This window comes from Bdellovibrio sp. NC01 (assembly GCF_006874625.1).
Classification (GTDB): Bacteria; Bdellovibrionota; Bdellovibrionia; order Bdellovibrionales; family Bdellovibrionaceae; genus Bdellovibrio.
Map to the genome: position 1 here is coordinate 497,076 of NZ_CP030034.1, position 23,959 is coordinate 521,034.

The window sequence follows — 23,959 nt, forward strand, 5'->3', positions numbered from 1 at the left end:
GCCAGGCGAATTTGTTGCGTGATTTTCCACGCCTCGCCCAAATTGTGGCGTTCAATAATTTCCAAAGATTTTAAAAGATAATCGCGTGCTTCGCCCAGGAATCCCAGAATGCGCAAGTAAGTTCCGATTTCACCAAGAGCTTTCACGCGCTCTACAGGATTTTGAATTGTTGAAAGAGCAATCTTCTTTTCTTGTACGTACAAATCCATATCGTTCTCATTTTGAGGACGATCATGAAGGTTCTCGTCAAAATAGATGTCGAGATTGTACTCTTTCATGACTCCAATTTTGCCAAAAGATGGCGAACTACCGCAACTGGTAAACCAACGACGTTATCAAATGGGCCTTCGAACTTTTCCACGAACTTGCCCCCATGACCTTGAATGCCATAGGCGCCGGCCTTATCCATGGGCTCACCCGTCGCAATATAGGTCCAGATTTCATCATCATTAAGTGTCTTGAAGAAAATTTTTGTCGTCTCAACATGAGACAACTCTTTGCCGGTGTCGGTGTCGACCACGCAAACTGCGGTCAGTACTTCATGATAATTCCCAGACAAAAGTTTTAAAATGCGGTAGGCATCGTCGCGATCTGCGGGTTTTCCAAGCGGGCTCCCACCAAAAATCACTTCCGTATCGGCGGATATGAGGATCGCAGGGCCTTTTCCACTCGACTTATGGTCAGCTAAAGCCTGTCTAGCTTTTCGTCGGGCGATATCCAAAATCTGGTCATTCACATTCAGGTTTTTGTTAGGAATTTCCGATACTTTAACTGGTACCACGTCGAATGAAAAACCAGCTTCGTGAAGAAGTTGACGACGACGTGGGGATTCAGATGCCAACACAATTGGTTTCATGAATTCACTTGAACACAAAGAGGCGAAAATGGGAAGTGCAGAGTTAATGCTCATACTAGGATTGCTGCTCGCAGGAGTGGCGGTTTTCCTATTCGTTAGTTCCATCTTTGCAAGTAACGCGGATAAGTCGCAACTTTCATGGGCGAACAATGCAGAACCCGTGAAGTCGAAAAATCCTATTATCAACTTTTCGCGTCCACTTGTGCATCAGTTCACATTGCAACATGCATTGAAGATTAGAAGTGAAGGTTATCGTAAGAAGGTTCGTAAGTTCATCAAAACATCAGGTTTGTCAGCAGAGTTGAATGAAGACGAATTCATCGGCTTGCAACTTCTGTGGGGCATTATGTTCCCGATCTTCTTGCTGATCATGAACTTCTCGTTGCAGTTGGGTTTATCGCCTTACATGTGCGTCGGTATGGGGTTGATTGGTTTCTATCTTCCACAAATTCACTCGAAAGGTGAAAAGAAGAAGCGTGAGCTTTCAGTGCGTGCCGATTTGCCGTTCTTCATCGACTTGCTAGCGCTTTCAGTGGAAGCCGGTTTGGACTTCTTTTCTGCGATTCAAAAGATCGTGGATAAAGCACAAGGTACAGATTCAGTTTTGGCGGATGAGTTTTCAATTGTTTTGAAAGATATCAAAATCGGTTCGTCGAAAACGCAAGCCTTGAAAGAAATGGCCGAGCGTTTAGACATGAACGAGATTACCAGCTTCGTCGCGGTCTTGGTTGACGCGGAAGCAACGGGTGCAAGTATTTCGCAAGTATTAAAGGACCAGTCCGAGCAAATGCGTTTGGAGCGTTTCGTACGCGCCGAAAAAGCGGGTGCTCGTGCTTCGCAAGCTATCTTGATTCCGCTGATGATTTTCATTTTACCAGCGGTCTTCATCATGGTTTTCGGTCCAGTAGCAGTTTCATTTATGTCGGGTGGAAAATAGATGATGGCAGTGTTGCAGAATAAATCCACAAACGTAAACCTGGTTCCGAATCTGGAAGTCGCAAAGACTTTCTGGAGTCGTGGCAAGGGCTTGCTTGGCAGAAAAAATCTGTCCGAGGACGCAGCGCTTTGGATTCATCAGTGCAACAGCATTCATACGTGTTTTATGCAGTTTTCTATCGACTGTGTATTTGTAGATAAAAATTTGAAAGTCAAAGCCATCTATAAAGATGTGAAACCTTGGCGAATGGTTTTCCCAGTATGGGGAGCCAGTTCAGTCATTGAGATGGCAGCAGGTACAAGCAGCAAGTTGAACATCAGCGTGGGAGATCAACTCTATGTGGGCGCTTAGAGTTTTAACCGGTCCTCAAGCCGGCCAAATTTTAGAATTGAAAATGGGGCGCAACGTGATCGGTCGTGCTCCAACTTGTGATATTAAACTCACAAGTGCTGGCGTTTCTAAGGAACACAGCGAAGTCACTGTTTATAAAGAAAAAATTGTCGTCACGGATTTGAAATCAAGCAACGGTACTTATTTAAATGGTATTCGTATGCAAACCGGGATCATGAGACTTGGTGATAAACTGGGTATTCACGATGTTTTGGTTGATGTGATTCCAGCTCCGGATGCAAGACCACAAGCGCCACGTCCACAACAAGCGCAAGTGCCGTCGCAAACTCCAATGCCATATTATGGTGGTGGTGCGGCTCCGCAAATGCCGCCACAAATGTATCAACAACAAGCTTACGGTCAGCCGCAAGGTATACCGCAACCTATGGCAGGAATGCCAGGAGCAGCTCCAGGTGCGGCCCCAGCGCCAGCTCCGGCTTATCATCCGGGTGGTGTCAAAGCCCTTGTTGATAAGTTGATGGAGTACATTGATAAAGTCGCATTGCCAGGGGTTTATAAACTTCCAACGTTTATTGAATTCAAAATGGTATTGTTGGGCTTTGTCGTTTTATTTATCTTTGTCACAACATTGCTTTCAATGATTCCGATGGTGGCGATTTCAAGAGCCAGCATCATCAATGAAAGTAAACGTCGTGCGGCTTCTATCGCAAGAACAGTTGCGACGATGAACCAAGCGGCCCTTCTGCAAAATAGTTTTTCACAGTTAACAACGAACCAGGCAGAGTCTGAAGACGGTGTGAAACAAGTTCTTATCGTGCAACAATCTGACGGTATGATCTTGGCTCCAGCGACTCGTGCAGGTACGACTCCGGATTTGCCATTCGTGCATGTGGCTCGTCGTGAAATGCGCCCGCAGTCGGTGGAAGTTGATTCTTCAACGATCGGTGCAAGTTTCCCAATCGGCTTGTTCGATCCAAATACGGGTGAACAGTCGGTGAAAGCTCATGCGATTGTCTTGTATGATATCGGAAGCTTGGCATTTGATGACGGTCGTGCGATTTCGTTGTTCATGCAAACTTTGGTTATCGCAACCCTTGTAGGTTTGTTGATTTACTTCTTTATGTACAAGCTGATCGAATATCCAATTGCGAGCTTGAATTCGCAATTAGACATTGCAATGCGCGAAAAGAAAGACAGCACTGAAGTCGACTTCATGTTCCCACCATTGCAAGCTCTTGTTGGCAATATTAACAGTTTGCTGACTCGTTATATCAGTGGCGCACGTGATGAAGGCGGCGGCGGCAACTTCGTCAATAAAGATGGCGAGGCTGAAAACCTTGTACAGATGATCGGTTTCCCGTCGGTGGCTATTGCTAAAGACGGTCGCATCATCGCATGCAGTCCTTCATTTGCAGCGGTCGCACACGCAGAAGCAACAGCATTAGCTGGGCAAATGTATACGGCGATTCCAGACACAGCCATGCAACAAAATATTGAACACTTGGTGGGTAAGAGCCGCGAAAATCCTCGCGTGATTCATACGGACCAATTGGAGTTCAGTGGTCATTTATGTGTATTAAGCTGTCAGGCGATGAGTTCATCGCCGACAGATATCGATTATTATCTTATCACCGTATCACCAACTGACGGAGGGTCGTAATGGGCGCGGCTCCGAATGTGAAAGATGCATTGTCGTTCGAAGTTGAGGTCACCAAGGGGCCTCATATCGGACTTCGTTTAAACTTCTCAAAAGGAAGTGCGACGATCGGTCGTGGACCCGAGAATGATATCGTTCTTTCAAGTGATCCACGTGTGAGCCGTCAACATGCTGAAATCAAACAGCGTGGTAGTGAATTCGTTGTTGTTAATTTAAGTTCGAAAAATTTTATCCTCGTAAATGGTGAAGCTGTTCAATCAGAAGTTCTTAAAAAAGGAACTGTGATTCAAATCGGTGAAACAGAAATGCGTTTCATCTGCGAAGGTGCTGAAGAACCGCAATTAGCGGCGGTTCCTTCGTCTGTGCCAGCAGCGACACCAGGTTTAAAACCAAACAGTCCGTTTGTGCCAGTGACGCCAGCGCCAACTCCGGCAGCGGCACCACGTCCACAAGCAGGTGTACCAGCATTCCAGCAACCAGGAATGGCACCGTCAGTTCCACCAATGGGAATGCCACCATCAATGCCTTCCCAAGGTATGGGCTATGGTGGAGGATTCCAAGCTCCTCCGTCTGCGGGACCGGCTCCAGCAATGCGTGGTGGTGGCGGCAGTATTTTGCAAAATCCAAAAGCGCGCTTCTATGGAATCATCGCGATTGTTGCGGTGGTGGGATATTTCATTTTCTCTCCGTCAAAAGGGAATAAGGCGAAAGATCCAAATGCTATCCGAACGTCTTCGATTTCGTTGCAAGATATGGCGGAGGCAGACAAACGTACGCAAGAGCTCGCTTCACTGAAGAAAGATAAGTACGATTCGGTTCAATACCGTCGTGCCCAAGAAAACTTTATTCGTGGTTTCCGCGATTTCCAACAAGGTCAATACGCTCGTTCGCGTGAAGCGTTCCAAGTCGTATTGAACTTGGACCCGGATAATGAATTAGCGAAGCGCTATTATCATTTAGCAAAAATTAAGTTCGATGAGTTAGTTAAGTTTAATATGATTCAAGGTAATCGCTACAGAGAAAAGAAAAACTGGCGTATGTGTCAGTCGAATTATTCTAACGTGATGACTATGCTACAGAACCGCAAAGACGATCCTACGTTTAAGGAAGCCAAGCAGTTCTATGAAGAATGCAGCTTGAATGTGGAGACCGGGAGATTCTAATGGCACGTTTGAAAGTTCGCTTACGCGGTAAAACAGTATATGACGTCGCCTTAGCTGAAGATCGCAGCTATATCGCTGGCCGTAAGGAAGATTGCGATATCGTTCTGCAACCTGAAAAGGGCATTTCGCGCGAACACTTCAAATTGAGCTTCCAAAATGGTGGCTGGATGGTTGAAGTGATTTCTCGTTACGGGGATCTTATTTTCAACGGTGAACAAGCTCAGCAATTCGCACTTGAGCATGGTTCGGCATTCACAGTTCCTCCTTATGAATTTGAATTTATGATGACTGCCGATGTCGGCCCGGTTGCAGAAGCTCCTGCTATGTCAGCGGATGCTGGCTACGGTGGTGGTGAGTTGCAAAATCCTCCTGCACACATCGATGCGGGTGGTGGCGACGATTATGCGAATGAAGAAAAGACTGTGATCGGTGTTGCTCCAACAGCAGCCTTCATTAAAATCGTCGACAGTAGCAACGAAACGAAAGAAATGATTCGTTTGGATGCGGGCGATTCATGGATCGCAGGACGCGAGTCGTCTTGCCACATCCAAATTCGCGATCAACGTGTTAGTCGCCGACAATTTGAAATCAGAAGAGCCGGTTCACAATACCACATCCTGGATTTGGGCAGCGTGAACGGAACTTTATTAAACGGAAATCCAATCTCTTCAAGTGATCCGACGCCAATTAAATCGGGTGATGCGATCACAGTGTTAGAGAACTATCTTTATTTTGAGTTGCACGATGCCCACTTCCAAAGTCGTTTGGAAATGGTGAACGTTGCTCCGCCAAGTCCGTTGTTACCAGTCGCAAGCGATGTCTTGCCTCCGGAATATCAACAGGCTCACATGCCGAATGAATTGATGCCTTATCAAGGCGGTATGGCGCCGATGCCATATCAACCGCAGTATCCGATGGGAGCACCCGCGCCGACAGGGCACATGCCGCCACCAGCGGCGAGCGGTAAATTTGATTTTCAAAAGCATCGTCCAAAAATTATCATCGGCGCGGTGGCGGTTATTCTATTAGCGTGGTTATTCAGCGGTAATAAGAATGATACGGCTCCGAAACCAGGCGGCCCAACGGCAGCAGGTCCGGCGGCTCCGGGCTCTCCACAAGATGCTTTTGCGAAATTGAAACCGGAACAGCAAGCACTTGTTCGTCAGCGTTATAAAGACGCGAAGAACTTGTACATGGCTGGTAAATATCAATTGGCGCAAGACGAGATCGTAAAAATTCGCGAGATCGTTCCCGACTATGAAGACTTAAAAGAAATCGAACGTCTTTCTAAAGAGGCGATGTTCATCCAAGAACAACAACGCCGTCAGGAAGAAATCGAAAAAGCAAAAGTCGAAGCGGAAGAAAAAATTCTTAAGCAAGTGGCCGAATGCCAAAAGAAAATCAATCCAGACATCACAGAAGAGATGATGGATGATTGCTTAAGCAGTGTGATGCAATTCAATCCGGATCATCCAAAGATCAACGATTTGAAAGCTCAAGTGCAAACGATCGTCATTGCTCGTCAAGCGAAAGCAGCGGAAAAAGCGGCTTATCAAGGGCAAGTGGCGAAGCTTCGTGCGATTTACGACAAAGCTCAATCAGTGCATAAGTCGGCGAAAAATCCATTGGATGTTATCGCGGCTTACGAAAAAGTGGTTGAAGCCAAACTTCCAGATCCAAACGGTCTGAAAGGACAATCACAACGTAGCATCGCTTCGATTCGTCAGATGATGAATACAAAAACAGCAAGCTTCCAAGCAGAGGCTGACAAATTGTATTCGTCACAAAACATCAAAGGCGCGATTCTGTCGTTACGTAAAGCTCGTCAGATTGATCCTAATAATGACGAACTTCAACCGAAGATCGATAGATATGTCAGTGAACTTCGTAAGCAGATGATGAGTCTTTATCAAGAAGGAATTCTTGAAGAAAGCTTCGGTAACGTCGAAGGTGGCGAAGCTAAAGCAGGCGCCAAAGACAAGTGGAAAAAGATCTTGGATCTTGATGTCCCAGATGGCGAGTACTACAAAAAAGCCTACATCAAGCTTAAAAAGTACGGAGCTTTGTAATGAAGTTGCAGGAAAGATCATATAGCACCAAAGTTCTTCGTCCGAAGCCGTTAATTCATACGGAAGAGGATGGCTCGTTGATCGTGGTTGCAACTTCATGGGGGCAACCTGAACATGCGCAACGTGCGCTTGATGAGGTCGTAAAATACGTTAGTGCTGCAAAGGCTGACGTTGAAGTGACTTCGCCGTTTGAGTTTTTAACTTGTTTAACGGATGAAGCGAATTACGTGCGCACAAGTTTATTGATCGCAAATGATATTATCTATCGTGGTGATAATCGTGCGCAATATCAGTCGGGTGTTGAAGTGATGGCGCTGTTCCGTCGTGGCTCGCAGATCGCGTATGCTCACGTCGGTTGTCCAAGTTTGTATTTGCAACGTAATGGGCAGCGTTTGCAGCCGTTGTCTGTAGGTCTTGATTTATCCAGTGAATTGCAAGATGGTTCCGTTCTGCCGCCATTGCCTGCGCAATTATTGGGGATGGATCCAACTTGCCATATTCAATGTGGTCACACTTACGTGCGTGAGGGCGATCAACTGGTGTTATTAGCAAGCCCTGCGACAGCAACGTCGTTGTGGACTCGCGACGCTTATCAACAGGATTTGGGTGATATCACAAATCGTATGATTCAAGAGTTCCCTGAATCGCCATTTTGGCTGGGCCTTGTCGCCGTCTAAACTATTGCGAACTCATCATTTTTAGCTATTTAGAGCGCCTTGCAAGGGCGCTTTTTTGTTAGCTGTCATATTTCTGAACAGAAACTTCAGTGCCTAAAGCTCTTCATTTACAACTCTGCTTGGTTTGAATCTTGCGAAGATTCTTCTGATTTAAAAATTTAGCGAAGACTTAAGGATGCTTTTTTATGAAAAAACTTATGCTTGTACTTACCTGTTTAGTTGTTTCTACAGTGGCTCATGCGGAAAGCCGCACGTTTAAAAAAGTGAGCGCAGAAAAAGCGACGGTTAAAATTCTTCCCGATGGAGGCGCTGATTCTGGAGTCCAAGCTGCTGAATTTGTCGATGCTCAAGAAAACGATCAGTTCATCAAAATGCTTTTAGCGGACCCAACGTCAACGTTGGCAAAGCTAAGAACGCAAATTGAAAAAGAAACGTGTGAAGGTGCGACGAGCACTCCGGAAAATCCATGGATTGACGGTTGTGGTGAAGTCGAAGTCACAAACAGTGTGCAAACTTCATTCGGTCGTGGTGGCTGGATGGGCGCGGGCGCTGGCTATACTTTCTTTGTGGGTTTCAGAAACGACGGAACAGGTCATTTTTTTGAAGCATCACACATGTTCACGATCACTGAAGACGTTAGTGCTGATGTCAATGACGAAGGCGAATACATTGGATCTGTGACGAAAGACCTTAGTTTTGGAAAATTAACGAAGTTGCCAGAACCACAAAATTAATTTGGAGGAATCATGTTGAATGCACTTTCTAAAGCCATCACTTGTGCGTGCTTACTGACTTTGAGTAGTGCTGCCTTCGCAGCTGGTGGATTAAATCTTAAAGATCTTAAAGCTGGTGATGTGCTGGTTGGTAAAGACACAGTTTCAGGCCAGGCCTGCGAATTGGCGATCACTGCGGTTGATGGTTCGAAAAAATCCGTGGCTTTGACTTTGGGTTCAGAGGTTTTGCAAACAATTGAACTAAAGAAAGTGTTTTCGCTGAAAGTGAATTATGTCGGTGCTTACGCTAAAAAAGAGGGCACTGATGCGAACGGTGAATGGTACACATCCAATGTTGAAGCAAGTTTGAATCAAAATGTTTTGAATGGCGATACTCGCTATCAAATTAACAGAGTGATCTGGTGGCAAAACCACTATAAGCCGTATGATCCACACGTCGACTGTGCGGGGTTGAAATTGAAATAAGTTAAAATAAAAGGAGCTGCAAAGCTCCTTTTTTATTAGTCCTCTTCGTCGATTGTCGCTAAGGCTTTGTAAGCTTGGATGCGAACTTTCGCAAGCTCTGGTAGCTGGAGAGCAAGTTCCGTTCGTGATGGCGCATAAGTGTTGTCCCGAGATGTATCCCAGATTAATCCTAAAGCAATGTTCGCTCTTTGGATTTCTTGATCTAACATGTAGTTCTTAAATGAACGTTCAAACTTCTTACGTTGAGTATCTTTTGAAAGGCCGCGAGTATCCGCGCGCAACCAGTCGATCAGCTCTAAGAACAATGGATCACCACAGTCTTTTAAGTGATTTGATTCAAGCTCTTTAGAGTTCAGCAAAACGATGCAGCTATCCGACGTTTTTGAGTTTTTGATATTCAGATTCTTTTCGGCCACGTACTGCCACAAAGAAATCTTATTTTTGTTACCAAGACTGCGAAGCGTTTCCCAGTCTTTCTGGTTCAAGGCCACTTGGGCAGTCCAATTCAATAAATCAATGCTACGAGATTGGTTATTGCTAAGACGTTTTAGATCACGCAGTAGCGACGCCTCTTGATCCTGGCGCATCCAGCGTGAATAAGCCAAGCTCATCTTGCTCATCCATTCACTGTTGGGTTGGATGTACGGAGGAAGCTGATATTTACGCAAAAGATTTTGCAACTTTGTTGTCGTCGGCAAAATACTTTCTTGAAGCATCGGTAGCGGATTCACTTCGAAACGATCCAATAAAGTGTTGTACAACTTCGGTGATTCATCGTTGATGTACAAAACGTGATTGGAAATCGCCGCTGTTTTTAACGGACCTGCATTACGCCACATCGACCAACCTGATTCGATCAAGATCGGACGATCTTCAGGCCAGTGGGCTACGGGATTTTTTAGGACAGAAAACAACGAATGGGCAGGGAAGTCGGTATTATCGTCTTCATCTAAATTCGTTTCACCCAAAAGATCATAAAGGGTACGACCTAAATCAACCAAGCTTACGTTTTGATCGATTTTCCAATAGATCGCTTCATCACGTTTTTTACTTTGTGCAGGCTTAATCAACAATGCGACTTGCGTGTTTTCACTGTGCAAGTTGGTGGGGTTTAGTTCGCCCGTACGATCTTCAACATTGTGTCCGCTTAAGCCCACCAAGATGACAGTCGTTTTATCCCAACGGCCCTGCGCTTTTAATTGTTGGAAGAGTTCATATAAACTCTCGTCCAATTCATCCAGCTGGCTTTCGAAACTTAAATTACGAGTTTCACCAAGATCGGTTGTTGTTTCCGTCGTAACATAAGCAAGATCCGGAGCATACAAAACGCTAAAGAATGCGTTGTTGCCAACATCATGTTTCAACCACTGCAAAAACTGATTTGAAGTCTTTTTGATCGGGCGATAGTAAGAATTAAAATTTGGAACGATGTTATCGTCGAAAAGTTCGAAGCCCTGATTAAGGCCCGTTCTTCTAAAGATTGGTGCACCACCGGAAAAGAAACTTGTTCGATATTCTAAGCGCACGGCCAATTCAGATGCTAAGTCCAACTCGGGTGCTAGACCTGGACCACCGTTGTGACGCACTTTATGTTGAAAAGGATAAAGCCCGGTTAAAACAGAAGACAACGCAGGTGCTGCCAATGTTGATGGCGTATAGGCATGAGTGAAACGAACCGACTCTTTGCAAAGCAAATGAAAACCGCTGCGCGTCCCATTTCCTGATTCAGAATTGCAATTCACGTCGCCCACTGACAATTCGTCTACAGCGATCAATAGGATCGATTTCCTGTCATTTGTCTGACAAGAAAGCTGGACCAAGCTCAGTAGAAAAAGTGTGGTAAATAAAATGATTCTCAGCATACCTTGACCATGTGTAATCGATTTAGAGATAATGGCTCAATAGTTTATATAGGTCAAAGATTTGGAGGACTTCACACCATGCTCGCAGAAAAAATATTCACCGTAGCTCATCTAGCCGACCAAGTGGTTTTGTGGCTTTTGCTTCTTCTCAGTGTGCTGAGCATCGGAATGATCCTTGAAAGATATTTCGCTTTGAAAAAAGTGAACGCGGAATCCACGCGTGTTCGCGCAAGAATCAAGATGGCTCTTCAAAGCAACAGCTTGGAAGATGTTGAAGATCTTGCGAAAGATCCAAACTCTTTGGAAGGCCGTGCAGCTGGTTACGCAATGAAACACATGCGTGAATCAGGCAGCAAAGGTCTTGAAGAAGTATTCAACACATTTGCTTTAACGGAACGCCCAGAGCTAGAGAAGTTCTTGAACTTCCTTGCAACAGTCGGTTCGAATGCTCCTTACGTGGGATTGTTCGGTACGGTTTTGGGTATCATGAAAGCCTTCAACGATTTGGCACAATCTCCAGAGGCTGGCCAACAAACGGTGATGGCGGGTATCTCGATGGCCCTTGTTGCAACAGCGGCAGGTCTTTTCGTGGCGATCCCAGCGGTTATTTTCTACAACTACTACAGCAAACAAGTGCGCGGTATCTTCCAATCTCTTGAGAGTGTGAAAGAGTTGTGCCTTGCTTACGCTAAGAAAAAAGGTGTTTAACCATGGCAATGAAAACGGGACAAGATAACGAATCCATCGCGGATATTAACGTTGTCCCGTTGGTTGATATCATCCTGGTTGTTTTGATCATCTTCATGGTCACAGCACCCATGTTTATTAAGCCAACGATCAACGTAAATCTGCCAAAAGCAGCAAGTGGTGATCAAACAGCGCCAAGCAAATTGAATATTGCTTTAACTGCTGACGGCCGTATTAACTTGAATGGCACTTTCGTTAACGAAGATGCTGTGAAAGCAAAAGCGACTGAAGAAGTAGCTAAAAATGCAGATGTTCAAGCGATCATCTCTGCCGATAAAGACGTGCCACACGGTAAAGTTGTAGCCCTTCTTGATATCGTAAAAGGTGCAGGCGTGAAGAAATTCGCGATCAGCATCGACAAGAAATAGTCATTCACGACGTTTAAAAAAGAAAAAGGCTGAGGAAACTCAGCCTTTTTTATTTCTTCACTAAGCGTTCAACCGATTCTAGTTCCCGCCACCGTAATCACAAGCATAAGTTGATTGAGCGCAGGTATTCGAGATCAATTTCAACTTATTGTTGTGACACTCGAAAGTAATTGTTCCTGTATAGTTGTAGCAACTATTGATGGGCGTATTAATGCGTGGGACATTTTGACGGCAATTAAGTTGTGCGCGGCCTAAGTGCGCCAGCGCCGGGAAGCTCCAGCCTTTCCATCCTGTTTGTGATGGATATTGCGACAAGAAATTCAAATAGTCATAGCTTGTGTGGATGATGTATTTACCACGTGGACCATCGAAATAAGTCGGGAAGAAGTTGTAAGCTTGGTCGTACGTGGCATTCGTGTAAGTGAAATAAGTGCCCGCAGCACAACCGGTGTTCGGTTCAATCACGCCGATGTTCACTTGCACACTCGTGACCGAAGCACCCGCCGCATCTTTTGCAACGACGTAGTAGTAACCCTCTTTCAACCATGTGTCTGCGTTGTCAGAATAAAACGCAAAAGTGCCAAGACCATTCGTGATAGGCGAGCCGTTTTTATACCATTGATAAGTGTATGGGGCTTTGCCACCGCTAACGATAACTTCTAAATTGAAATCTTGTTTTTCATAAACAGATCCGCCCACAGGTTGTTTGGTGATTGCGAATGAACCGCCAGAAGAACTGCCGCTACCGCCGATGACAAGGCCTCCACCCGAAGAAGAGCCTCCTGATGACGAACCACCAGAAGCTGAAGAGCCACCACCGGAAGAACCGCTGCCAGACGAGCTTCCGCCGCCCACAGTGATTGTGCCATTGTTTCCAGAACTAGAAGAACCGCCAGAACTGCCACCACCAATGACTAGATTTCCAGCTCCTGTTTGATAAGGTGACTGCGAATTTGAGTTGGATGTTGGTGTGGTTGTCGACGCGCTTTCATTCGAGCACGATGAACTAGAATCGCCGGAACCAGTGCCACACGCTTGCGGAGCACAGTTTTGGAAACTCACGACCATCACACCCAAAAGTGTGGCGACGGATAAAACGCGCAATGGGCGCGTCTTTTTGAGAAAACGTACTTCCATAGTTTCATCCCCCGAGAACTATCGAATACTTTTAAGAGCAACAGCGATGCCACTCGTACTCGTATTTATCGGCTTTTCATTAGCTATACTTAAGACGGTGTTTACTTTCTGATCGACAATTCTCAAATTGACACAGCTAAAGTCGGGCTTGGTTTCTCCGAATAGAATTATCATGTTCAAGAGACAAGCTTCAGACATTCATTTTATCGCTGTGACATTTGTGCTCGTCGCACTTTTGGGCGCACGTACATTCTTTAATTTAACTGAAGAGGAAGCTCTTTCTGTTGAGCCTGTCGTGGCGTCTCAAAACTCTATGGCGTCGTCACGTCAACCTGCGAGCGTTCCTGCGGCAGCAATGGCGACACAAAAGCCTGAATCTGCTTTGCAACAGTTCACACAGTTCGATTTGAATTGTTCAAAGAAGGCCGAAGTAAAAGTTTCCGTGAACAGCGGTTTCGTGCAACTTCAGGGCAAGAGCTGTGGCAAAGGCATCCACGAAGGTGATGTTGAGATCGTTAACAAAAGCAATGGCTATACCGCGTCTATCTTTGCTCGTGGCACTGACAGATACCAAACAGACCTCATCCAATTGAATAAGGGCGAGAACGAAATTGCGATTCGTTATCGTGAACGCTCTGGAAAATCGGTTGAAGAGGTCATTCACGTTCATTCAACAAAGATTTAATTTAGTAATATCAGTCTCTTGATGCAATCGGCTAGAGTAAGATCAATTAAATTGATTCTAGCGCGGCCTTTCTTTAAGTTAGCGCCGAATGATATTAGAAGGACTGATTCAACCTGTGGATTTAAAGAAACGCTCGGACATTCACTATGCTCGAAAGATCTGGCACATGTCAGGCGTCTTCAGCATGTTCTTGGCTTATGTATATTTGCCGCCTGCTGTGTCTATGACGATTCTTGTGGTCGCATGGTGCCTGTTCGTTCCATTCGATTTTTTGCGTCAAAAATATCCTGCCCTGAATGACTGGGCCCTGCATGCATTCAAGCCAATCATGCGTCAAAGCGAAGCTAGAAACTTGGCGGGTACAACATTCCTTCTAACAGGTGTGTTGGTCGTTGATATTATCTTCCCGCGCCCTGTTGTGGCGTTGACGTTGTTGTTCTTGGCATTTGCAGATCCTATCGCCAGCTACTTTGGAATTTTATATGGCAAAGATAAAATCTTTGGCCACAAATCGATCCAAGGTTTCGCAGCTGCATTCTTTGTGTGTACAGCTTTAACTCTAGTTTACTTGTTGACGCACAACTATCTGACAGATCGTTTGATTGTTGTCAGTCTTCTGGCGGGTCTTGTGGGCGCGTTTGCAGAGTTGATTCCAATCGGTAAACTTGACGACAATTTGACTCTTCCTCTGATGAGTGCCGTTGGTATCTCTATCTTGTTTTATTTCTTTGGATTTTTCGCCAATGTCGGATAGATTTCCGACATGGCTATAGATCATACACATCCGCATTTAGACACTGAAGAAGCACGCGCACAGCGCCTTTCCATGTACATTTACATCCTTCCGAATTTGATGACGACGGGAAATCTGTTTTCTGGTTTCTTCGCAGTTATTCAATCAATCAAAGGAAACTATCTTTGGGCTGCTTATGCGATCGTAGTTGCTGCAGTATTTGACCAATTGGATGGCCGCTTAGCTCGTTTGACTCGCTCAACTTCTAAGTTCGGTGCTGAATACGATTCTTTGTGTGACCTTGTTTCTTTCGGTATGGCTCCTGGTGTTTTGCTTTTCTTGTGGGCTCTACAACCATTTGGTCGTTTGGGTTGGGTTGCATGTTTCCTTTTCGTCGCGTGCGGTGCTTTGCGCTTGGCTCGCTTTAACGTTCAAGTAAACATTGTTGAAAAAAACTATTTCCAAGGTTTACCAATTCCAATGGCAGCGGGTATCGTTGCTTCTTCTGTTTTAGCTTTCCAGGATTTGGAACTTGAACCCATGGGTAACTGGGGATTGTTAGTGATGACAATCTTGCTGGCGATCGTGATGGTTTCAAACTTCCGTTTCCGTAGCTTTAAAGATTTGGATTTGAAAGAGCGCTTGCCATTCCGCTACCTGATTTTGGGTGTGGGTGTTCTTGTTGTCGTTGCTCTTCGTCCAGAAGTTATGCTCTTTGTTTTGTTCATGGGCTATGCGGCTTTAGGCGCCGTGTTTGGTGTGTTCAAACTGGGTAAAAACATCCGTAAGATTAAGCCAAGCGTGTATGCTCCTGCTCAAGTTCATGAAAGTGACCTCGTCCTTGAAGAAGAGGAAGAAGAGAGCAAACACGATGAAAAGAAAACTTAAAGTCGGCGTCGTTGGCGCGACCGGAATGGTCGGCCAAACATTCATGAATATTCTTTCTGAGCGCGAATTTCCTATCGAGGAACTTCGCCCTTTTGCTTCAGAAAATTCTCTGGGTAAAAAAATCGAACTTCAAGGTAAGGCATGGCCTTGCCAAGTTCTTAAAGAAAACTGCTTCGACGGTTTGGACCTAGTGTTCTTCTCGTCTGGCGACGACATCTCTAAAGAGTGGGCGCCAAAAGCAGTGGCCTCTGGTGCATTTGCAGTCGATAACTCTGCAGCTTTCCGTATGGATCCGAATACAGTGTTGGTTGTTCCTGAAGTGAACGGTCATCTTGTGAACAAGGATTCAAAACCACAAATCATCGCAAATCCTAACTGCTCAACGATTCAATTGGTTGTGGCCTTGAAGCCGCTGCTTGATAAGTTCGGTTTGGAAGAAGTGCGCGTTAGCACATACCAAGCAGTCAGCGGTGCCGGTAAAGACGGTGCTGATGAATTGTTGGTGCAAACGGCCGCTCATGCGGCGAACGGTTCTGCAGAACATGCACCAAAAACATTCCCTCATCAGATTTTATTCAACGCCATTCCACAAATTGGTTCTTTCAATGACGAAGGTTTCTGCAGTGAAGAAGTCAAAATCATGAAAGAGACACGCAAGATTTTGGGTCAGCCAAAATTGAAAGTGTCAGCGTTCACAGTTCGTATTCCTGCTTTGAATTCACATAGCGAATCAGTGTGGGTGACTTTGAACAAGGAAGCAAAACGCGAAGAGATCGTTGCAGCCCTTCACAGCGGCGAAGGCATCGTTGTGCAAGACGATCCAAAGAAAAGCGTTTATCCTTTGGCACAAAAAGTGTCAGGTGAAGACCCGGTTTACGTGGGTCGTATCCACCGCGATCCTGAAGACGCAAAAATGTGGTTGATGTGGGTTGTTTCAGACAACATCCGCAAAGGGGCTGCATTGAACGGTATTCAAATCGCCGAAAAGATTTTCTTCTCTTAAGTGCAAAAGAGTGCTGAAGAAGTATGGAAGGGACCCACGAGGTCCCTTTTTTATTTTCAGCGGAAGTGTAAAGCTTAAGGACAAAGGTCCGGCATGAGGCAGTCGTTCCCGGTTGTTTTGACAAAGGTCCCGACTAGTGGTGCGATATTAGTATGTTAGGCCAGAGGTTTCTATCATCTATAGCTGCTGCAACGACTTTGCTTTTAGGAGCAAATGCGTTTGCTACGCTTACTTATAGTTCTTCTGCGGGAACTTCAGCGATTGATATTTCTGATACCGCAAAACCAATTGTTTATGGTTCGTTTGCGGGAACTTGCACGCCGGATTCCACTTCTACTACTTGCAATAGCTGCACAAGCACGACGGATATTTTTCCGTGCAGTACTTCAGCCATTCCATCGACAAATACTAATTTTGTTATCACGTTGACGGTCAATAACTCGAGCGTAACAGCTCCGACGACGGGGACCGTGACACCGACTGTGAAAATGGGCGGTTCAACAGGTCAGGTTGTTGGAACAACAGACTGGGTCAGCGGTAGCGGTCAGACAGCTTTAACTGTGACAGTACCGTGGAGTGATTTGTGTTCAAAGGCCACTTCAGCTGGCGGCAATACAGATTGTTCAACGAACGTGAATGCGGATTTGTATATCGCGTTTGAAAACGTGGGCGGTTCGACGGATTCGATTTTGGTTCGCATCATCACAAGCTACGCGAACGGTGCTGCTGCTTCTTCTTATATTGATTGCGCTGATACGGATACAAACACCAGCAAAGTTGGTTTCTGTCATTTCAAAGCATTCCCTGGTGACGAAAAAATTTACGCCGATGAATTGTCAGTGGGTACAAGCTATCCTTCTTCACCAAGTGGTGCGAACTATAAGAATGCGGTGTTCTTTTATGAAGAACAGCAGACTGGTGAAACAGATGCCGACACTGTGGCGCGCATTTCTAATAGCTCGCCGATGACTCTTTATCCTTACAACACTTCCGGTTCTGAAAGTGATGATCCAAAAGTAACGGGTCTTGTTAATGGTGTTCGTTACTGCATGCTGATGGCTTCGCAAGATTTAACGGGCACAATTCAATTCTTCACAGACAGAACTGCGGTAGGCTTTGATCCAACCACTGTGTGCGGAATGCCTGAACCAGTTGTCGGTCTTCTGGATGATAAGCACTGCTTTATTGCGACGGCCGCTTTTGGTAGCGACATGGCTCCTGAAGTGCAATCGTTCCGTGATTTCCGTAACGAATACTTGTTGCCGTTCGCTTGGGGTAAAAAGTTCGTTCAGACTTATTATAAGTACAGTCCAAAATACGCGAACATGATTGCTGGCAATGAAACAGCAAAAGCCACGGTACGAATTGCGTTGTGGCCTCTTCTATTGTTTGCTCGTATGAGTGTGGCGTTTGGTTTCTGGATTACCTTGTTAATCATGGGTGCAGCGATGTTAACTTTCTACGGATTGTATCGTCGTCTAATTCTTGGCAGAAACGTGCGAGGTGAGTTGTGAGATCTTTGCGACTTTCATTAGCCGTTTTAGCGACGTTGTCATCAATGCAGATGGCGAAAGCGCAAAGCCAAGAATCTGCTCCGCAAGAGCCGCCGTATACTCAAGAAAATGAATTTGAAAATTCAACGCCTTCAACGCCGGCACAGTCGGATGATGTGTTAAGTATTGAAGACGAAATTCGCAGTGCCAATCCGCAGACTCCGGCGGCAGAGCCGAAACAAGAACAGAAGTCTGTGAACTTGAACGAAACAGTTCCGGAAGCAGGTCCTGAAGTTCCTGTTGAACCTTCACAAGAAAAACCTTCTGAGCAAATCACAAACGAAGAGCCTGCGGTTATTCCTGTGGCTCCGGTTGTTGAAGTTCATCCTTCTCAAGAAATCAAAGCGGGCGAAGTTGTTCGTCAGTCACCTAAAGGTGGCGTTGAATACATTCACCATCCGCAAGCTGCTAAGGGTTTGCTGATGATTGAAAAGGATGGAAGTTATATCTACCGCACTCGCGAAGATCATAAGTTTTCGCAAACGGGAACGATCCGTGTAGGTATGATGGATGCGCCGAAAATCACTTCAGCAGATGGCGCAACGAACTTTGAAACAATGTACAAGGGCCCACCGGTTCCGGTTGTGATGTTCGATTACGAATGGCAACCGTTTACTTCTTTTGGTCGTTTGGGGATTCAAGGTGGTTTGGGTGTGATCGTTGCGCAAGGTAACGGTCGTTTTGCTTGTGACCCTGCTCAGTGCGGAACAATGAACGGAACAGAAGCGAAAGAAAAATATACCTTCGTTGCTGTGCCATTGAACTTGGGCGTGATCTACCGACTTGAATGGGCGGATCGTCAGTTGTTCGCTCCCTACATCTCGGGCGGTGGTACTTATATTCCGGTTGCTGAATTCCGCGACGACGATAAATCACCAAACGCTGTCGGCACTCCAGGTGTCTATGGTGCTGGCGGCTTGATGATCAATCTTTCAAGAATCGACCGCGAAACCGCTTTCACTCTGAAAAACGAATACGGCATCGCCAACCTATGGCTGACAGCCGAATACCGCTATCTGAAGACCTTCAATGAAGAATTAGACTTCAGCTCATCTATCGTCACATTAGGTGTCGGCGTCGATTACTAGCTCCGCCTCTCTTCGGGAAAATAACGCGCTGTAGACCCAAAAAAGTGGCAGGCACCTTTTTGGTGTGGTACATCTCCTGCCGATGACTAAAGTTCGATTTACTGTTTCTTATGATGGCACCGGGTATTGTGGGTGGCAGAAGCAGAAGCCTGAAGATCAGGTTTCTGTGGCTCAGGTTATTGAAGAGGCTCTGCAGAAGATCTTTAATGAGAAGATCGTACTGTTTGCTTCGGGGAGAACCGATGCGGGTGTGCATGCCCTCAACCAGGTTTGCCACTTTTCTACGCAACGCGTGCTAGATCCCGCTAAGAAATGGGACTTCTGCTGGGCCTTGAATACCCACTTGCCAGCGGGGATCGTTGTAAAAAAAGCATGGATCGCGCCCGAAGAGTTTCATGCGACTTTGTCAGCGACTCATAAGACTTACCGATATCTGATTATGAATAAACCTCGCCCGAGCGCTCATCTGAGCCGTCATATGCATTGGGCGCGTCTGCCGATTGATATTGAACACTTGAAAGCAAGTTCTAAATTTCTTTTGGGAAATCAAGACTTTAAGAGTTTTCAATCGGTGGGAACTCCGGTCAAAGATACTATCCGCGAAATCTATAAAGCTGAATGGGAATGGCGCCGAGAAGGTGTCCTGCAATTTACTGTGACTGGCAGTGGGTTTCTAAAGCAGATGGTTCGCAATATCGTGGGTACGTCCCTGATGCTTGAGAAGAAGGGCTTAGACCCCTCTAAAATGCAGGAAATTATAGAGGCTAAGGATCGCAAACAAGCGGGTCCTCCAGCACCGGCTGAGGGGCTTTATTTGATGCGAGTTTATTATCCTCAGGACCTTGACATTAGGTGCCTAGAACTTTAAAACAACTCTTCCCGCAAAATGTGTAAGAGCCCGTTGTAAGACTCAAACATTTATTTGCCGAGTGGACGGACGGTAAAACCGGCTACTCAATAGAAACTGGAGACTCTCAATGAAAACTTTCAATGCAAAAGCAGACGAAGTTGAAAGAAAATGGTGGATCGTAGACGCCGCTGACCAAAAAGTTGGTCGTGTAGCGACTCACGTAGCGAATATCCTTCGCGGTAAAAACAAAGCTATCTTCACTCCAAACGTTGATACTGGTGACTTCGTTGTTATCATCAACACGGACAAGATGGAACTTTCAGGATCAAAATGGGATGACAAAAAATACTTTAGTCACTCTCGTTTCTTCGGTTCTTTGAAAGAAATGACAGCAGCTCAAGCGAAAGAGAAAGATTCAACTTTCATCATTCACGAAGCTGTTCGCGGAATGCTTCCAACAAACAAGCTTTCTCGTCAGATCATCATGAAAATGAAGACATACACTGGTGCTGAGCATCCTCATGCTGCTCAAAAGCCACAACTTCTAACTCTTCCAACTAAGAAGTAATCGGGAAGGTAGACAATGGCAGCAACTGAAAAATTCTTTTATGCTACTGGAAGAAGAAAAACGTCATCTGCACGTGTTTTCTTGAAACCTGGTAAAGGTCAAATCACTATCAATGGCAAAAAATCTGATGATTACTTGAGCCGTATGCAATCACGCATGGTGATCGTACAGCCTCTTGATCTATTGGGCCAACTTGGTAAATTCGACGCGAAAATCACTGTTTCTGGCGGTGGTGAATCTGGTCAAGCTGGTGCGATCCGTTTGGGTATCACTCGCGCATTGATCGCATTCAACGCAGAATTCAAAGGCACGCTTAAAAAAGCTGGCTTCATCACTCGTGACCCACGCATGGTTGAACGTAAAAAATACGGTAAAGCCGGTGCACGTCGCAGATTCCAATACTCAAAACGTTAAAATTTTGGGAATTCACTTCGGTGGATTTGGAACAAAAAAGGGAGCTTCAAAGCTCCCTTTTTTTTACCAAAAATTTGGTACATACAAAAAAAGCCCAGGGGTCTCCCGGGCTTTTTCTTTTTTAAGCTATCGCTGAAATAAAAAAAAGGAACCCCGAGAGGTTCCTTATTCATTCGAACTTAAGTTCGTCTCGACTAATTACTTAGAGCAAGACAATGGGTAGATGTTGCCTTTAGCAAGCAACAAACCAGAGAACGCACCTTTTTGGTCAGCGTTGATAGAGAACAAACCAGTGTTCACGATCACACCGTCTGCGCCTTGAGCAGATTGCTCAGTCATCGCCAAGAATTGCAAAGAACCAGCTTTAACTTGTTCAGTTACTGAACCTTTATCGCCTTGGAAGAAGAAAGTTGAAGTACCTTTTTTCTCTACAACAGTCAAAGTTACGAAGTCAGCTGATTGATCGTCAGCCAATACTACAGTCGCTTTTACTGAAGGAGTTTGAGCTGGAACAACACAGTTGAAAAGAGTTGTGTCAGCGAATGCAGAAGAACCGATAAGCAATGAAGCAAGAATCAATGATTTCATTTATATCCCCTTTGATTAGGTTAACTAGACCAGGGGAGGCTAGTAAGGTCCTGGGGAATTAGCAACGCAAATGCATCGCGAAATCCGCAAAACTCTAAGCCAGAGATAAGTCTAAAGAATTTTTAAACCAGTATTGTAATGTAGCAATACAGCAAACTTAGTTTACTCTTAGGCTTAGTTAGGAGTGCGTTCTATCACCGACCTATGAAACGGAAAATCACCTTTCTTCACTTATTCTTGCTGAATCATCTTGTACTGACGGTGATTATTCTAGGTGTCGTTGGCGCTTACGGAACTTATCTTGTCACGCAAGAGCAGCGCGCTTTAAGAGAACGAATCGAACCGGTTCTGTCGTCTGAAGTTTCTCGCTTGAAATCGGAATTCTTCAATCTTGAACGAAATCTGCAGAAATTAAAAAGCGTCGTACAGATGTTTGAGTATCTTCCGCCGAAGATGCGTCAGAAAATTTATTCTGAATTTGCGGCAGAAACAATCGCCTCTTATCCGATGGAGTACAACGCGTGGTTGGCCCTTTCGGGTGAAGCGGCAAAAAAATATTTCAATCGCGATTCGTACGTCATCACAATTCATCGCAATGCTTCGCTTGAAGGAAATCCAAAATACATGGAGCCTTCATCGTTCGTTGTGGAGCAATTTAATTCGCCTGATTATTTAACCAATCCAGAGATGGAGTGGTGGACAATCAATAAAAACGTCTCGTCGGGCGTGAACTATACGGATTTTTATTTCGACAAAGGCTACATGGAAAAAGTGATGTTCACTTCTTCCATGGGCATTTACAAAGATGGCAAAGTGAGTGCCGTTGTTGGAATTGATGTTTTGACTTCAGAGATCGCAAAACGTCTTGCTGATTTTAAACTCGGTAAGACCGGTGGTGCTTACATCGTCGATGAAGCAGGTCGTTTGGTTTTACCTTTTGTTTCATCAGATGTTCCGATGCTGGGTTCACGTTTCAGTAAAGCAACAACACCGTCGCAGTTTAAAGTGATGCCTCGCTATAGCGCGAAGGCCATTAACGTCAGCAGTGCAGAGATTCAAGATTTCGAAGGCGTTGATTCAGAAGACTACGTGACGCTGGTCAAGCCATTGGCGATCAAAGGTCACAACTGGTTTCTAGCTGTTTATCAGAAAAAATCAGAAGCTTATTCTGTGATGTACGGGAAGATCTTTATGTTGTTGGCGTCGGTTTTCGTCGCTTACTTGTTGGGATCGTTTACTCTGTATTTCACGGGCCGTTATGTGATTTTACGGGAAAGAAAAGCTTTTGAAGAACTTTTAAAATCACGTGACCGTGCTCAAGCGGCGACGAAGGCGAAATCAGTTTTTCTTTCGACAATGAGCCATGAGATTCGCACGCCGCTGAACTCCATGTTAGGTTCAGCGGATCTGTTGAATGAAACGAAATTAAGTGGCGAGCAGCAAGAATACGTCAATTCGCTGATGAGTGCGGGTGAGTCTTTATTAAGTGTCGTGAATGACATCTTAGACTTTTCGAAAATCGAAGCCGGCAAGATGTCTTTAGAAAATAAAGAGTTCTTACTAAGCGAGCTTGTGCGTGAAACAGAACTGTTGGTGATGCCGTCTATTTATCGTAAAGGTTTGCAGTTCCACGTTCATTATCCAAAATTGGATGCAAAAGTGTTGGGCGATGCTTTGCGTGTGAAACAGGTTTTGTTAAATCTGATCGGCAACGCCGTGAAGTTTACGGATCATGGCAGTGTCGATCTGGCTGTGCGAATTGAAGAGCTTGCTGATCCAACAAAACGCCGCGTGCACTTCGATGTGAAAGACACGGGAATCGGTATCGCACGCGAGAATCTTGATACTATCTTTGATGAATTCCGTCAGGAAGACTCGTCTGTCACACGTCGCTTCGGTGGCACAGGTTTGGGTTTAAGTATCTCGAAAAAGATTATTGAACTGATGAATGGACAGATGAGTTGTCGTTCTACGCAGTACGTGGGTTCGACGTTTAGTTTTTATGTTGATGCACCCACGGCTATGCAAGGTCCATGGATTGCTCGCCCAGAGGACTATCACATCATTCCGATGGCGGCGACGGATGGTCAGGCGACAGAAATTCCGCGCACGAAACGTATTTTGTTAGTTGATGACATGGAAGAAAATCATCAGCTTTTAAGAGCGTACATGAAGAGCTTTCCACATATTGAAATTCATTCGGCGTTCAATGGTATGGAGTGTTTGGAAAAGTGTCTAGAGCATTCTTATGATTTAATTTTTATGGATGTTCAGATGCCTAAAATTTCCGGTCTCGATACGATCCGTAGATTGCGTGAAATCGAAAAACAGAACGGTTTGCCACGCGTACCGGTCATCGTAGTATCGGCTAATAATTTTACAGAAGACCGCGAGAAGAGCTTGGCCGTAGGCGCTGACGAACATTGCGGCAAACCTATTCGTAAAAGAACGATTCTAGAGCTGATCGCAAAATATTGTGCGGAAGAACCGCAAAATCTCGTCACAAACTAACAAAACGAACGTCAAGTTCCCTGCTGAATTGCCGATATTTCAATAAAGCGGGGTA

The 23,959-nt window shown here is 45.2% G+C and carries 24 protein-coding genes; 20 read left to right on the forward strand and 4 right to left on the reverse strand.

Annotated elements, in window-relative coordinates; genetic code table 11:
- Positions 1-274: 274 nt before the first annotated feature.
- Entirely contained in the window at positions 275-856 is a 582-nt protein-coding gene (locus tag DOE51_RS02430; RefSeq protein ID WP_142695006.1) for a nucleoside triphosphate pyrophosphatase, read from the reverse strand.
- On the opposite strand from DOE51_RS02430, the gene DOE51_RS02435 reads away from it, so the two are divergent.
- The 8 genes from DOE51_RS02435 to DOE51_RS02470 all read left to right on the forward strand — a co-directional run bounded on the left by DOE51_RS02435 (position 855) and on the right by DOE51_RS02470 (position 8,909).
- On the forward strand, positions 855-1,793 hold the full coding sequence (locus DOE51_RS02435) for a type II secretion system F family protein (RefSeq protein ID WP_246845278.1): 939 nt from the start codon (positions 855-857) through the stop codon (positions 1,791-1,793). The genes DOE51_RS02430 and DOE51_RS02435 overlap by 2 nt on opposite strands.
- On the forward strand, positions 1,794-2,144 hold the full coding sequence (locus DOE51_RS02440) for a DUF192 domain-containing protein (RefSeq protein WP_246845279.1): 351 nt from the start codon (positions 1,794-1,796) through the stop codon (positions 2,142-2,144). It abuts the gene before it with no gap.
- Positions 2,131-3,804, forward strand: coding sequence for an FHA domain-containing protein (locus tag DOE51_RS02445; RefSeq protein WP_142695007.1), 1,674 nt, complete (start codon positions 2,131-2,133; stop codon positions 3,802-3,804). The genes DOE51_RS02440 and DOE51_RS02445 overlap by 14 nt, the downstream gene beginning before the upstream one ends.
- Positions 3,804-4,964, forward strand: coding sequence for an FHA domain-containing protein (locus DOE51_RS02450; RefSeq protein WP_142695008.1), 1,161 nt, complete (start codon positions 3,804-3,806; stop codon positions 4,962-4,964). Before DOE51_RS02445 ends, DOE51_RS02450 begins: the two co-directional genes overlap by 1 nt.
- Positions 4,964-7,033, forward strand: a complete 2,070-nt coding sequence (locus DOE51_RS02455; protein ID WP_142695009.1) for an FHA domain-containing protein — start codon at positions 4,964-4,966, stop codon at positions 7,031-7,033. The genes DOE51_RS02450 and DOE51_RS02455 overlap by 1 nt, the downstream gene beginning before the upstream one ends.
- On the forward strand, positions 7,033-7,710 hold the full coding sequence (locus tag DOE51_RS02460) for a hypothetical protein (RefSeq protein WP_142695010.1): 678 nt from the start codon (positions 7,033-7,035) through the stop codon (positions 7,708-7,710). The genes DOE51_RS02455 and DOE51_RS02460 overlap by 1 nt, the downstream gene beginning before the upstream one ends.
- Before the next feature lie 185 nt (positions 7,711-7,895).
- Positions 7,896-8,444, forward strand: coding sequence for a hypothetical protein (locus tag DOE51_RS02465; RefSeq protein WP_142695011.1), 549 nt, complete (start codon positions 7,896-7,898; stop codon positions 8,442-8,444).
- A 12-nt stretch (positions 8,445-8,456) separates the two neighbouring features.
- Positions 8,457-8,909, forward strand: a complete 453-nt coding sequence (locus tag DOE51_RS02470; RefSeq protein WP_142695012.1) for a hypothetical protein — start codon at positions 8,457-8,459, stop codon at positions 8,907-8,909.
- A gap of 35 nt (positions 8,910-8,944) precedes the next feature.
- Here the strand turns inward: DOE51_RS02470 and DOE51_RS02475 are convergent, their stop codons facing one another.
- Positions 8,945-10,684 carry a sulfatase-like hydrolase/transferase gene (locus tag DOE51_RS02475; RefSeq protein ID WP_246845280.1) on the reverse strand — a complete coding sequence of 580 codons (1,740 nt, stop codon included), beginning with the start codon at positions 10,682-10,684 and terminating at the stop codon, positions 8,945-8,947.
- 165 nt (positions 10,685-10,849) lie between these two features.
- On the opposite strand from DOE51_RS02475, the gene DOE51_RS02480 reads away from it, so the two are divergent.
- Both DOE51_RS02480 and DOE51_RS02485 read left to right on the forward strand, forming a co-directional pair.
- Positions 10,850-11,479 carry a MotA/TolQ/ExbB proton channel family protein gene (locus DOE51_RS02480; RefSeq protein WP_142695014.1) on the forward strand — a complete coding sequence of 210 codons (630 nt, stop codon included), beginning with the start codon at positions 10,850-10,852 and terminating at the stop codon, positions 11,477-11,479.
- A 2-nt stretch (positions 11,480-11,481) separates the two neighbouring features.
- The gene (locus DOE51_RS02485) at positions 11,482-11,886 is read left to right on the forward strand and encodes a biopolymer transporter ExbD (RefSeq protein ID WP_142695015.1); all 405 of its coding nucleotides are present in this window, start codon (positions 11,482-11,484) and stop codon (positions 11,884-11,886) included.
- 78 nt (positions 11,887-11,964) lie between these two features.
- On the opposite strand, the gene DOE51_RS19110 is transcribed toward DOE51_RS02485, so the two are convergent.
- The gene (locus DOE51_RS19110) at positions 11,965-13,023 is read right to left on the reverse strand and encodes a hypothetical protein (RefSeq protein WP_168196376.1); all 1,059 of its coding nucleotides are present in this window, start codon (positions 13,021-13,023) and stop codon (positions 11,965-11,967) included.
- A 172-nt stretch (positions 13,024-13,195) separates the two neighbouring features.
- Between DOE51_RS19110 and DOE51_RS02500 the strand changes: the two genes are divergently transcribed.
- The 9 genes from DOE51_RS02500 (at position 13,196) to rpsI (ending at position 20,805) form a co-directional block, all read left to right on the forward strand.
- Entirely contained in the window at positions 13,196-13,708 is a 513-nt protein-coding gene (locus DOE51_RS02500; RefSeq protein WP_142695018.1) for a hypothetical protein, read from the forward strand.
- Between the two features lie 115 nt (positions 13,709-13,823).
- Positions 13,824-14,462, forward strand: a complete 639-nt coding sequence (locus DOE51_RS02505; protein WP_246845281.1) for a diacylglycerol/polyprenol kinase family protein — start codon at positions 13,824-13,826, stop codon at positions 14,460-14,462.
- A 9-nt stretch (positions 14,463-14,471) separates the two neighbouring features.
- On the forward strand, positions 14,472-15,329 hold the full coding sequence (gene pssA, locus DOE51_RS02510; protein WP_142695020.1) for a CDP-diacylglycerol--serine O-phosphatidyltransferase: 858 nt from the start codon (positions 14,472-14,474) through the stop codon (positions 15,327-15,329).
- Positions 15,313-16,332: an aspartate-semialdehyde dehydrogenase gene (locus DOE51_RS02515; RefSeq protein WP_142695021.1), complete on the forward strand. Its 1,020-nt coding sequence runs from the start codon at positions 15,313-15,315 to the stop codon at positions 16,330-16,332. The genes pssA and DOE51_RS02515 overlap by 17 nt, the downstream gene beginning before the upstream one ends.
- A 152-nt stretch (positions 16,333-16,484) precedes the next feature.
- Positions 16,485-17,846 carry a CFI-box-CTERM domain-containing protein gene (locus DOE51_RS02520; RefSeq protein WP_142695022.1) on the forward strand — a complete coding sequence of 454 codons (1,362 nt, stop codon included), beginning with the start codon at positions 16,485-16,487 and terminating at the stop codon, positions 17,844-17,846.
- Complete coding sequence (locus DOE51_RS02525) at positions 17,843-18,973, forward strand: hypothetical protein (protein WP_246845282.1); 1,131 nt, start codon at positions 17,843-17,845, stop codon at positions 18,971-18,973. Before DOE51_RS02520 ends, DOE51_RS02525 begins: the two co-directional genes overlap by 4 nt.
- Before the next feature lie 82 nt (positions 18,974-19,055).
- Positions 19,056-19,841 carry a tRNA pseudouridine(38-40) synthase TruA gene (gene truA / locus DOE51_RS02530; protein ID WP_142695023.1) on the forward strand — a complete coding sequence of 262 codons (786 nt, stop codon included), beginning with the start codon at positions 19,056-19,058 and terminating at the stop codon, positions 19,839-19,841.
- A gap of 109 nt (positions 19,842-19,950) precedes the next feature.
- Positions 19,951-20,391, forward strand: coding sequence for a 50S ribosomal protein L13 (rplM, locus tag DOE51_RS02535; RefSeq protein ID WP_142695024.1), 441 nt, complete (start codon positions 19,951-19,953; stop codon positions 20,389-20,391).
- A gap of 15 nt (positions 20,392-20,406) precedes the next feature.
- Positions 20,407-20,805: a 30S ribosomal protein S9 gene (rpsI, locus tag DOE51_RS02540; RefSeq protein WP_142695025.1), complete on the forward strand. Its 399-nt coding sequence runs from the start codon at positions 20,407-20,409 to the stop codon at positions 20,803-20,805.
- A gap of 198 nt (positions 20,806-21,003) precedes the next feature.
- Here the strand turns inward: rpsI and DOE51_RS02545 are convergent, their stop codons facing one another.
- Entirely contained in the window at positions 21,004-21,393 is a 390-nt protein-coding gene (locus DOE51_RS02545; RefSeq protein ID WP_142695026.1) for a hypothetical protein, read from the reverse strand.
- A gap of 204 nt (positions 21,394-21,597) precedes the next feature.
- Between DOE51_RS02545 and DOE51_RS02550 the strand changes: the two genes are divergently transcribed.
- Positions 21,598-23,904, forward strand: coding sequence for a hybrid sensor histidine kinase/response regulator (locus tag DOE51_RS02550; protein ID WP_142695027.1), 2,307 nt, complete (start codon positions 21,598-21,600; stop codon positions 23,902-23,904).
- Positions 23,905-23,959 lie beyond the last annotated feature (55 nt).